The sequence below is a fragment of the Halobacillus massiliensis genome (assembly GCF_900166625.1).
GTDB lineage: Bacteria > Bacillota > Bacilli > Bacillales > Halobacillaceae > Halobacillus_A > Halobacillus_A massiliensis.
This window is the reverse complement of sequence record NZ_LT800499.1, coordinates 3,705,699-3,718,032: the sequence shown is the minus strand read 5'-3', so window position 1 is coordinate 3,718,032 and position 12,334 is coordinate 3,705,699. Positions and strand designations below refer to the sequence as shown.

Genomic DNA, 12,334 nt, shown 5'->3' with positions numbered 1-12,334 from the left:
ATGTTACAAAACCTAACATAAGAGGAGAGATCTTTTAATGGATGCTACTTTTTTGATGAACAACCTCTGGATTGTGGTGTGTACAGTTCTTGTATTATTTATGCAGGGCGGCTTTATTCTTCTTGAAGCTGGTTCGACAAGAATGAAAAATGCCGGGCACATTGCAGGAAAGACAGTGTTTACGATTGGAATTGTATCGTTAGTTTTCTGGGCAGTTGGTTATGGTCTGATTTATGGGGAAGGTAATGCCATTATAGGTTTTTCTGATTTCTTCTTTGGAGATGCCACAACGATGGGTGAAGGACTCGCAGGTTCTGTTGATTTCTTCTTCCAGCTGGCATTTGCAGCAATTGCCATGACTATCGCATTTGGCGGATTTGCAGAGCGTGCAAAGTTAATGGCTTATGTAATCTTCGCCGTTTTATTCTCAATCCTTGTTTATCCAGTTGTGGCACACTGGATCTGGGGTGGGGGCTGGTTAGCTGAACATGGAAAGCAGGACTTCGCAGGTTCTACAGTTGTTCACTTAACAGGTGCAATGGCAGCTCTTGCCGCAACGATGATCTTAAAACCGCGTATCGGGAAGTATAATAAAGATGGATCTTCTAATGAGATCGCCGGACACAACCAGGTGTTTACGGCACTAGGTGTACTTATTCTTTGGGTAGGGTGGTTTGGTTTTAACAGCGGCAGTACTTTTGGAGTAGAGGATGCTTTCTTCGGATATGTGGCATTAAACACTCAATTAGCTGCAGGGGCCGGGGCAATCGGTGCGATGCTGATGGTTTGGGCGGTTTCAGGGAAAGCCGATGTACCTACGACTCTGAATGGTGCGCTGGCAGGTCTTGTAGCTATTACCGCTTCCTGTGCATTTGTTGAGCCATGGGCTGCTGTCATTATTGGTCTTATCGGGGGAGCTATTGTATTTTTCAGTATGAGATTTTTCGACAAGAGAAGAATTGATGATCCGATCTTCGCTTTATCCGTACACGGAACCGTAGGTGTGTGGGGTACCCTATCCAATGGATTATTTGCGACTCCGGAATTGGCTACAGTAGGTCGTCCGGGTTTATTCTACGGTGGCGGATTTGAACAGCTTGGTGTACAGACGATGGGCGTTGTAGCGTGCGGCCTTTACGCTTTTATCGTTTCCTGGATTCTTTTAAAAGTGATGGACAAAGCGATGGGCGGCCTGCGTGTTACGGAAGAAGAAGAAATTATGGGACTAGATTTGAGCGAGCACGGTGGTTATGGTTATCCGGAAAACCTGGCAGTGCCTGAAGCGAAACAAGACAAAAATAGAGCTGGAGCATAAAGGAAAGGATAATTTATGGGTAAAACCTATGAAGAATTAAAAATGCGGAGGCAGCAGGAGATTCAGTCTGCAGCTTCCACTCCTTTAAAACTTAATGAATTTCATGACGAATTGATGATGGAAACCTTTGTGATAGCAAAAGAAAAGATAGAGAAAGAGCAGGGAAAACCGCCTGCTCCTTTTGCTTTTTTTCTAATGGGAAGTGCGGGAAGGTTTGAACAGCAGGTGTGGAGTGATCAGGATCATGGAATTATTTTTGAGGGAGAGGACCATGATCAGGATTATTTTCTAAAGCTGGGTTCAGAGGTGAGCAGGGGGCTGGCGATCGTCGGGTATGAACTTTGTGAAGGGAAAGTGATGGCTTCCAATCCATTATGGTGCCAGTCCGTCTCTTCCTATAAAAAACAAATCGCCAATTGGCTGGAAGAAGCAAGCTGGCAGTCGCTTCGAAATTATTCGATTCTGTTTGATTCCCGAGTACTGACAGGGGAAGAACGATTGCTGCATGAAATAAAGCAGGAAGGATTTTCGTTATTAGGGGAAAATCCACATTTGTATGAAAGGCTGATTGACAACTTTGAATTTATGAAAAAGGGTATCGGCTTTTTTGGACAGCTGCTTACGGAACAAAGCAATGGTAGGAGAGGTGACATTCACTTAAAGGAAACCGTGTATTTTCCTTATGTGAATGCTCTGAGGATTCTAGCCTTCAAGAAAGAAGTCAATACAGCATCCACTATAGAAAGGTTTCACTCGTTAAGGTGGTCTTATCCTTTTCTTAAAGCTTATGAGAAGGACTTTCAGGAACTGCTGGAATTCCGTTTAAGGCTTACAAAAGACGTGGACACTTACGATGAGGTACACCTCGTCCCGCTTGACAGCTTATCCAAAAAGGAAAGGCAGAAAATGAAATATTTAATTAAACGCGGGAAAGAGTTATATACCAAAACAAAAACGGTGCTTAAAGAAGAGATCGCCTCATGAATCCATTCGTTCAATTAGTAAAAGATTTATCCGGCCGAATCGGCAGCGGTTTTTCTTCCATTAATCAGAATGATCCGTCAAAAGTTGCGTACGTACGGAATCTGGAACGGGAAATGAAGAGTCAAAACGCACTTGACGTCCCATTTGATGAGTTGAACGTTGTCGTTTTCGACCTTGAAACTACAGGATTTTTCCCTTATAAAGGAGACCAAATTCTATCCTTTGGAGCTGTTAAGGTAGAGGGGACAGAAATTCTCAGAGAAAAAACCTTCTATTCCCTGGTCAGTAGTGAAGCAGAACCTTCTGAAGAAATTGAACAGTTGACAGGTATTACAAAGGAAATGATTATGAATGCAGATCCATTACGAGATGTTTTAAAAAGATTTTATGACTTTATAAAGCATGATGTGTTAGTGGCCCATCATGCCAGTCATGAAAAGCAATTCATGGATCATGCTACATGGCTGGGCCTCAAAAAGAAATTTCAGCATAGAATCGTAGATACTTCCTTTTTAACAAAGATCGCCCATCAGGAATTGGTCAGTCTTGATGAATGCTGCGAGCATTATTGTATTGTTAATGAACAGCGGCACCACGCTCTCTATGATGCGCTGGCCACAGCCGAATTATGGGTAAAATGTATTCATGAAGTTAAGGAACTAGGTTTTACTAACCTTCAGGATGTTTACACACATTTAGCTACGCAAAAATAAACCTTTCAAAGTTTACAGCCTTTGAGAGGTTTGTTTTTTTGTTTTATCAGATTTTGCTTCCATGAAAAAGGGTTTAAAAGGGGTGGAATCGAATTATAGAAGAAAAGGTCCTAATGGAATGGAAGAGGTGAAAATAAGTGCTGGACCAAACCACAAAAGGAGATTGGAAGCGGTTTGTGCAGGAAGGTGTAATGAATGAGTCGCGGATAAGTGAACGAATTGCTGCGTCCTGGAATTATTGTAAACAACTTGGTGTAGACCCTTACAACGGTGTAGGAAATCAATTGTTGTCACTCGATGATTTAAGAAAAAGACGTAAAGAGAATAGTCGTTTAATGAATTTGGCTGAACCTTTCATCAAAAAACTTACAAACATGTACAAAGATTCTAATGTGGTTTTACTTCTAGTGGACCGTGAGGGATATGTCCTGCGTATGGAGGGAGAAAAAAGAGTAAAAGCTTTTGCAGAAGATATTAACTTTAGAGAAGGTGTGCAATGGACGGAAGAACAAGTGGGGACAAATGCGATTGGGACCGTTCTCTCGCTTGGTGAGTCAATTTGTATCAAAGGAATGGAGCATTTTTCGGTAGCCTCACAAAACTGGAGCTGTTCAGCTGCCCCGATTACAGATGAAAATGGCGAGATGATAGGGGTGCTCGATATTTCAAGTCCCTATATTCCTGATCACTATCAACATTTATTAGCAGCTGTTGTCTCAGCTGCTTATGCTATCGAAGCTGAGTGGAAAAATAGAATAAAGGAAGAGGAACTGGAGCTCGTAAATTATGGAATTAAGGAAGAAAGAAAAGGCTCAAGCTCTTTTGTTATTTATAACCGAAGCCATCATATTGTCTATAAATCACGGGAACTCCCAGATCCATTGGAGGAGGCGGAACCTGATTATGTAAAAGAGGCCAGTAAATTCCCTGTTTACTCCGGAGAAAAAGATGATCTTATTGGCCATCAGGTTTCCTGGCCGAAACACCCGTTAAAAGCTTCTAATATTCCAAGGTGGAACTCCTTTACTTTTCATGGGGCTGCTGGCCGGAGTGATGTGTTTCAGACTGTATTAAAGAGAGCGGAAAAGGCTGTACACACCAATGTGACCATTCATATTTCCGGTGAAACAGGGACAGGAAAAGAAGTGATGGCGCAATCGATTCATGACAGTATTAACCCAAAAGCTCCTTTTATCGCTGTAAACTGTGGAGCATTACCGGAAAATCTTCTGGAAAGTGAACTGTTTGGGTACGTGCACGGTGCCTTTACAGATGCACAGAAAGGCGGCTATAAAGGGAAAATTGTTCAAGCTGATGGCGGTACTCTATTTCTTGATGAAATTGGGGATATTTCGTTAAAGACTCAGGTCGCTCTTCTACGTGTATTGCAGGAGAAACAAGTGATTCCAATTGGGGGGAAGAAACCGATCCCTGTATCTTTTCGCTTAATTACAGCAACTAACAAGAACCTCGGGGAGCTTGTGACGAACGGAACGTTTCGGGAAGATTTATATTACCGTATATACGTCTATCCGCTTCATATGCCGTCATTAAGGGAACGAATAAATGACATACCAGACTTGATCCGCTTCTATTTTATAGAAAAGAATCTACCTTTTTTCTGGTCAGAGAAAGCCATTCAACTGATGCGAAGCTATCATTGGCCGGGCAATATCCGGGAGCTTTTTAATGTTATAGAAGGCGTTACTACAGAACACGGGTTAAAACCGAGTGTATCTCAAGTGGAATCATCTATTCAAAGGATCACTCCTTTTGAAAAAAATAAGAAAATTCATGACTCGTTATCTTACAGGGAACAAATGGAGAGGGATTATATTGAGAAAGCCTTGAAACAGCATGGAGGGCGTGCTTCAGCTGCCGCCCAACAGCTGAATATACCAAGAAGCACTTTTTATCGGAAATTGAAGAAATATAAGCTGGACTGATTGAGAAAGAATGAGACAAAATGGGACAATTTCTCATATTGTCTCATTTTTTGTTGGAGAAATTTTTATAAAACCTTAGAATGTAAGCGTTTTCTTAGTTGGCATGCTTCTTGCATCTATAAAAGTAAGAGCGTCCAAAGGGGCGCATCAAATTAAAAGGAGGGCGACATGTATGAATGTGTCGGAAATCCAGCAAAGTTCTTTAACCTCAGAAAAAGCGAAGTGGATGTATCAGAAAATGGTGGAAATCCGCCGGTTTGAGGACCAGGTGCATGAAACGTTCAGTAAAGGGACAATTCCAGGCTTTGTACATTTATATGCAGGAGAAGAAGCAGTCGCTGTAGGGGTATGTGCCCATTTAGACGACAAGGATTTTATTACAAGTACACACAGGGGACACGGACATTGTATCGCTAAAGGCTGTGACCTTAAAGGGATGATGGCTGAAATTTATGGGAAATCGACCGGACTGTGTAAAGGAAAAGGCGGATCCATGCATATTGCTGATGTCAGTAAAGGAATGCTGGGGGCAAACGGTATTGTAGGCGGTGGTTTTCCACTGGCAACCGGAGCCGGGCTGACGGCCAAATTAAAAAATACCGGAGGCGTAGCTGTCTGTTTCTTCGGAGATGGTGCTAACAACCATGGAACATTCCATGAAGGAATTAACCAGGCAGCCATTTGGGACCTTCCCGTTGTTTTTGTAGCAGAAAATAATGGGTATGGCGAAGCTACCCCGTTTGAATACGCGTCCAGCTGTACTTCAATCGCTGATCGGGCGAGTGCTTACAACATCCCTGGAGAAACAGTTGATGGAAAAGATACACTGGCAGTCTATGAAGCGGCACAGCGTGCTGTGGAGCGTGCGCGCCGAGGGGAAGGACCAAGTTTGATAGAGTGTAAGACTTATCGAAACTACGGCCATTTTGAAGGGGATGCCCAAACTTACAAGCAGTCCGAGGAACGTGAGGAACACATGGATGCGCTCGATGCAATTATCCGGTTCAGAGAAAATCTAATTTCAAATAATTTAGCTTCTGAAGAAGATTTGCATTCTATTGATGATGATGTCCGCCAGGCTATTGAAGATGCTGTTGAATTTGCTGAAAAAAGTCCAATGCCGGAAGCGGATCAGCTGACTACAGACGTTTATGTTAACTACATTCCAGGCGGGGAGGAATAAATAATGGGCAGAGAGATTACGTTTGCAGACGCCGTAAATGAAGCTATTCGGGAAACAATGAGAAATGACGAAGATGTAATTTTACTAGGAGAAGACGTAGCAGGTGGAGCAGAAGTGGATCACCTGCAGAATGAAGAGGCCTGGGGAGGCGTGATGGGTGTTACGAAAGGGCTTGTCCAGGAATTTGGCCGTGACCGTATCCTTGATACTCCTATCGCAGAGGCGGGATATGTAGGAGCTGCGGTTAGTGCTGCTGCAACTGGTATGCGTCCAATTGCCGAATTAATGTTTAATGACTTTATCGGGAGCTGTTTAGATGAAGTCATGAATCAGGGAGCAAAGTTACGCTACATGTTTGGTGGACATGCAAAAATCCCACTCGTTATCAGGACGATGCACGGTGCCGGATTTAGAGCTGCGGCTCAGCATTCCCAGAGTCTTTACGGTCTGTTTACGGCGATTCCGGGTGTGAAAGTAGTGGTGCCTTCTACACCCGCCGATGCGAAGGGATTGTTAATTTCAGCTATTGAAGATGATGACATCGTCGTTTTCTTTGAAGATAAAACACTTTATAACGTAAAAGGTGAAGTGCCGGAGGGGCATTATACAATTCCTCTCGGTAAAGCGGAAATCAAGCGTGCGGGAGATGATTTGACCATTGTAGCAATCGGAAAGCAGGTCCAGACAGCACTTGATGCTGCAGAGAAACTTTCGGCTAAAGGGATTGAAACAGAAGTGGTAGATCCTCGCAGCCTTTCACCTTTAGATGAAAACACAATCTTAAAGTCAGTTCAGAAAACAAGCCGGCTGATTATTGTCGATGAAGCGAATCCTCGCTGCAATGCAGCGACCGATATTTCAGCATTAGTAGCAGATAAAGGCTTCGACTTTTTGGATGCTCCGATTAAGATGGTAACAGCTCCACACAGTCCAGTACCTTTTTCACCCGCCTTAGAAGATTTATATCTGCCTTCAGCTGAGAAAATCTTAACCGTAGTTGCCGAGCTGATTGATGATGAATCAATTGTAGCTATTTAATTTTCAGTTAATCAATAAAGGGGAGTGAAGGCCATGGCAGAGAAAGTGGTGATGCCTAAATTTGGGATGAGCATGAAGGAAGGCACCGTTGCGGAATGGTTAAAGCAGGAAAACGAGTCCGTTAAAAAAGGAGAACCGATCGCTACGATTAGTTCTGAAAAGCTGACTAATGAATTAGAAGCACCTGCTTCAGGAATTGTGTTGAAAATATTGACCGATGTTGATGAAACCGTAAACGTTGGAAAGACATTAGCTTATATCGGTGAAGAAGGGGAAAATATCAGCGAAAATTCAGGAGAGACGGAAGAAGAAAACGAAGCTTCTTCTGCTGAAAGTGAAGTCGCGGCCGCGGTCATGACAAAAGAGAAGCCCCCAGAAACCGTTCAGACTAAAAGAATAAAGATTTCTCCGGCGGCTAAAAAATTAGCTAAGTCCCATCAAATACAGATCGAGGAGCTCACTGGTACCGGGCCTCAGGGGCGGATTACTAAACAGGATGTACAGAACTTTATAGAAAACGAGACTGAACCTGAAATGGAAGAAAAAGAGCGTAATATTGAAGAAGCGGTATCCGCTCAGCCGTCCGGCAGCGGTACTCCTGTCAGAGGCATGAGAAAGGTTATTGCCGAAAGAATGCACCAGAGCTTGCAGCAAAGCGCTCAGCTCACCCTCATGAGAAAAGCTGATATTACCGAACTTATCGCTATTCAAAAGCAGGCAAAAGCAGAACTGAAAGATGCCGGGACCGAATTTTCCTTGACCTTGACGGCTTTTTTAGCAAAAGCTGTTGTACAGGCAATTAAAAAGCATCCTTCTATTAACAGCGCATATATCGATAATGAGATCCAAACATATGAGGATGTCCATTTAGGTATGGCTGCCTCTTTAGAGGAAGGTTTGGTCGTGCCTGTGTTGTTTAACGCTGATAAACAATCTACATTATCGCTGGCAGAAAATATTTACTCCCTAAGTCAAAAAGCAAGAAACAATCAGCTTACAACTGATGAAATGAAGGGGTCGACGTTTACCATTACTAATCTTGGAGCCTCCGGTGTTGAATACTTCACACCGATCTTAAACCCTCCTGAAGCGGGAATTTTAGGAGTGGGAGCGTATCGAGAGAATCTTGTATTGCAGGGTGGAGAAGTGGAGGAAAGGACAGAACTGCCTCTAAGCCTGACTTTTGATCATCGCGTCTTAGATGGAGATCCAGCCAGCTCCTTTTTAAACGAAGTGGTTTATTATTTAGAACATCCTTACCAGATGCTCTTGTAAGGGAGGATGGGGAGAAATGATTACAACAGATGTATTAATTATTGGAGCGGGACCAGGCGGATATGTGGCAGCGCTTCGAGCAGCTCAATTAGGAAAAAAGGTGACGATTGTTGAAAAAGGAGGGCTTGGAGGGACATGTCTGAATGAAGGGTGTATTCCTTCAAAAGCCCTGATTGAAGCAAGCCATTATGCAGCTCTGCCAAGTAAAGCGGCTCAAGCAGGTGTCCATTACGGGGAGGTAACCGTTCATTTTGGAGAACTGCAAAAATGGAAAGATGCCATTGTACATCAATTGACGAGCGGAGTAGAAGGATTACTTATCAGCCGGAACGTGTCTATTATTAAAGGGGAAGCGTCGTTCCTTGATCCTTATACAGCAGCGATAAGTGGAGAAAAAGAGGAAATGGTTTCTTTTTCTAACTGTATTATAGCTACAGGATCTAAGCCGGTAAACGTGCCATCCTTTTCGTTTGATGACCGAATTCTTTCTTCGAAAGAAGCGCTCGATTTGAGTGAGAAACCATCTTCCCTTGCCGTAATTGGAGGAGGATATATCGGAATCGAACTTGGAACCGCATTTGCAAACCTGGGCACAGAGGTCACAATTTTTGAAGGACTTCCTCGTATTTTATCAGGCTTTTCTGAGGATATGTCCTCACTTGTATACAGTGAACTTGCCGAGAAAGAAAATGTGACGATTTATACAGGTGCAAAAGTGATCAGAGCAGACAGCCGGAATCAGCAGGTGGAAATTGAAGCAGAAGTAGCAGGAGAGCGTAAAATTGTCAAAGCGGAATATGCCCTTGTTACTATAGGCAGAAAGCCGAATACTGACCAATTGCAGCTGGAAAAGGCAGGAATTCATATTTCGGAAAAAGGCTATATACCCGTTGATAATGAGTGCCGAACAAATCAGCCTCACATTTTTGCGATAGGGGACGTCACTCCTGGATATGCCCTTGCACACCGGGCTTCTCTTCAAGGGAAATTAGCAGCAGAGGTCATCAGCGGCGGAGCAGGTGATGTTTCAGATTATGTCATTCCTGCTGTCGTCTTCTCTGATCCTCCGCTGGCGGCTGTCGGTCTTTCTGAAGCAGAAATGGACAAAGCCGGCATAGATTTTGAAGTGCATTCCTTTCCGTTTAGTCATAATGGAAGAACTCTGACGCTCGGAGAAGATAAAGGATTTGTGAAGCTGATGATCGACCCCGAGGATCAAACCATTTTAAGTGCGGAGGCAGCCGGTTTAGGAGCTCCTGAATTAATTAATGAGCTCGCTGTCAGCATTCAATCAGGTTTAACAGCAGAAGATATCTCTCTTGTTGTTCATGCACACCCTACTTTGGGTGAAAGTATCATGGAAGCCGCTGATAAAGCCATTGGTTTTCCTGTGCATAGTTTATAGAAGAAAGAATATAAGTGAGGAAGGTAATTATGTCTAATCATAAAGTTGCAGTAGTTACCGGCTCTGGACAAGGTATTGGTAAAGAAATAGCAATGAGGCTTGCTAATGATGGATTCCATATTGTTATAAACGATTTGGACAGAGAGACCGCTGAAGAAACGGCAAATGAGCTGAGCTCTCAGGGAAAAGAGGCTCTTGCTATTCAAGGAGATGTAAGCCATAGAGAAGACCAGTTTTCTTTAGTTAAACAAACGGTAGAAAATTACGGAAGATTAGATGTTTTTGTTAATAATGCCGGTATTGATCAAGTAGCACCATTGCTTGAAGTAACGGAAAAAGATTTGGAAAATATTTATCGAGTGAATGTTTTTGGAGTAATTTACGGTATGCAAGCGGCAGCTCAACAAATGAAAGAACAGAATGGACGCGGCAAGATTATTAATGCCTGCAGTATTGCCGGACATAAAGGATATAGCTTGCTTAGTGTCTATTCTTCAACAAAGTTTGCCGTAAGAGGTCTCACTCAAGCAGCTGCACAGGAGCTTGCACAATTTAATATAAATGTAAATTCATACTGCCCTGGTATTGTTGGTACTTCCATGTGGGAGAGAATTGATGAAAAAATGGCTCCTTATCTGGGCCTGAAAACTGGAGAAGCTTTTAAAAAATTCTCTGAGAGTATCACTTTGGGAAGGCCGGAAGAACCTGAAGATGTAGCCAATTTCGTTTCCTATTTAGCATCTTCAGATTCTAATTACATGACAGGTCAATCGGTTCTAATAGATGGAGGAGTTGAATTTGTTTAAATGAATTTTTCACATTAATTCATCTGTAATTATTGCCGTCTTTTAAAATACTGTTCTAACTTTGTATGTTTAATCCTATAATTATGGGCTAAACACATTACCATAGTTAAGATCACTAAAAATTCGGAGGTGTAACTTTGTGGCTGAAAGGTACAGAACAGGTGAATCAGTACCAGAAGACGGCACATATAAAGTTGAAAAGTTAGTTTTTGCTCCGGTAGATAATGATCATACAGAAATTGAACTGAAAAAAGGTGAGAAATTCCCTTCAGGGCCATTATCAAAAGATGTAGCTTATTGGGTAAAGAAATAAAGTAATCAGAAAGCCTCCGCTCTAATTGCGGAGGCTTTTTTGGTAGGAGATTAATGGGTAATTTTTTACTTATAGGAGTGCATATAGTAATACAGTGAAAAAAGGAGGGAGCGTCTGTGAGTGATAATCAAGCGCTTGTAAAATACCTTCGGGATATGGAAGTTTGGGCCAATGACTTGGCAAGCGGAAATCAAACGAAAGAAGATGATACCCTGCAGGAAAATCTTGAAATTCTTCTCGATCAAATCGAGGAATGCAGCCAGGATTTAATGGCTTTTAATTTGGAAAAGGCTTGGGAGCTTGAAGAAATTGCAGTAAAGGTGAATCAGCGTTTTACGCACGATAGGCAGGACACCCCTGTTCCGATAGGAGGCCATAAACTGCCGCCCCTTCTGTATGGGTATAATGAACTTGAACCCTACATCAGCGGGAAGATAATGCGTCTGCATCATGATAAGCACCATAAAAGCTATGTTGATGGTTTAAACAAAGCTGAAAAGGAAATGGAGAAAGCCAGGAATTCAAAAAACTACGAATTGATTAAGCATTGGGAACGTGAAGCTGCGTTCCATGGAGCGGGGCATTATCTGCATACAATCTTTTGGGAAATTATGAGTCCTTATGGCGGCGGTACTCCCGCTGGAGAACTTTTAAGAGAGATAGAGAGAAACTTTGGCAGTTTTCAAAAGTTCAAAGAACATTTCTCGGAAGCGGCTAAAAAAGTAGAAGGTGTGGGCTGGGCAATTCTTGTATGGTCTCCAAGATCCCACAGGCTTGAAATTCTCCAGGCTGAAAAACACCAGAATTTAAGTCAGCAGGACATCATTCCATTGCTGCCGCTGGATGTATGGGAACATGCCTATTATCTGCAATATGAAAATGACCGCGGGGCATATGTAGATAATTGGTGGAACGTCATTAACTGGGAGGCAGTGAATGACCGTTACCAAAAAGCAAAAAAAGTTAAATGGGAGAAGTATTAAGACATAAATCGATAAAAAAGGATTTCCCGGGAAATAAAAGAACAAAAACCGACTCTGGGACTGGTTTTCGACGAGTGAACAGAGAGCTTCTCAGGATAAACCCTTTCAGAATCCCACGCTGTTCTATCCTCCCATAGGAATCTTGCCGTTTTCCCAGGCCCTTTGCGTTTATTAGGAGTAATGGAAACCTGAGTAAGATAAGGCTATTCCTATTAGAGGATTACTGAAACTACAGCATTCCGTTTATACAATCAATGGTAAAGAGGCTGGGAAATGGCGAGACTCCTGCAGGGAGATAGAGCCAGGGTGAGATCCGCGAGTGTAACGAGCTAGCTCACCGGCTCCCCGCGGAAAGCGAGCTATTTCCCAGCCT

At 42.8% G+C, this 12,334-nt stretch carries 11 protein-coding genes; all 11 read left to right on the top strand.

What is annotated here, in order from left to right; translation table 11 throughout:
• Window positions 1-37 precede the first annotated feature (37 nt).
• Entirely contained in the window at window positions 38-1,315 is a 1,278-nt protein-coding gene (locus B7E06_RS18385) for an ammonium transporter (protein ID WP_082235380.1), read from the top strand.
• A gap of 15 nt (window positions 1,316-1,330) precedes the next feature.
• Window positions 1,331-2,299, top strand: coding sequence for a DUF294 nucleotidyltransferase-like domain-containing protein (locus tag B7E06_RS18380; RefSeq protein WP_082235379.1), 969 nt, complete (start codon window positions 1,331-1,333; stop codon window positions 2,297-2,299).
• Window positions 2,296-3,012, top strand: a complete 717-nt coding sequence (locus tag B7E06_RS18375) for an exonuclease domain-containing protein (protein ID WP_082235378.1) — start codon at window positions 2,296-2,298, stop codon at window positions 3,010-3,012. The genes B7E06_RS18380 and B7E06_RS18375 overlap by 4 nt, the downstream gene beginning before the upstream one ends.
• Before the next feature lie 137 nt (window positions 3,013-3,149).
• Window positions 3,150-4,958, top strand: coding sequence for a sigma-54-dependent Fis family transcriptional regulator (locus B7E06_RS18370; protein ID WP_245807772.1), 1,809 nt, complete (start codon window positions 3,150-3,152; stop codon window positions 4,956-4,958).
• Window positions 4,959-5,130: 172 nt separating this feature from the next.
• Entirely contained in the window at window positions 5,131-6,141 is a 1,011-nt protein-coding gene (locus B7E06_RS18365; protein WP_082235377.1) for a thiamine pyrophosphate-dependent dehydrogenase E1 component subunit alpha, read from the top strand.
• Window positions 6,142-6,144: 3 nt separating this feature from the next.
• Window positions 6,145-7,179 carry an alpha-ketoacid dehydrogenase subunit beta gene (locus B7E06_RS18360; RefSeq protein ID WP_082235376.1) on the top strand — a complete coding sequence of 345 codons (1,035 nt, stop codon included), beginning with the start codon at window positions 6,145-6,147 and terminating at the stop codon, window positions 7,177-7,179.
• A gap of 33 nt (window positions 7,180-7,212) precedes the next feature.
• Window positions 7,213-8,454: a dihydrolipoamide acetyltransferase family protein gene (locus B7E06_RS18355; RefSeq protein ID WP_082235375.1), complete on the top strand. Its 1,242-nt coding sequence runs from the start codon at window positions 7,213-7,215 to the stop codon at window positions 8,452-8,454.
• Window positions 8,455-8,470: 16 nt separating this feature from the next.
• Entirely contained in the window at window positions 8,471-9,859 is a 1,389-nt protein-coding gene (gene lpdA, locus B7E06_RS18350; RefSeq protein ID WP_082235374.1) for a dihydrolipoyl dehydrogenase, read from the top strand.
• A gap of 29 nt (window positions 9,860-9,888) precedes the next feature.
• Window positions 9,889-10,665, top strand: a complete 777-nt coding sequence (locus B7E06_RS18345; protein WP_082235373.1) for an acetoin reductase — start codon at window positions 9,889-9,891, stop codon at window positions 10,663-10,665.
• A gap of 139 nt (window positions 10,666-10,804) precedes the next feature.
• Complete coding sequence (locus B7E06_RS18340) at window positions 10,805-10,978, top strand: YjzC family protein (protein ID WP_082235372.1); 174 nt, start codon at window positions 10,805-10,807, stop codon at window positions 10,976-10,978.
• A 116-nt stretch (window positions 10,979-11,094) separates the two neighbouring features.
• A complete protein-coding gene (locus B7E06_RS18335) occupies window positions 11,095-11,961 on the top strand; it encodes a superoxide dismutase (protein ID WP_245807771.1) in 867 nt (288 codons plus the stop codon).
• The last annotated feature ends 373 nt before the right edge of the window (window positions 11,962-12,334 follow it).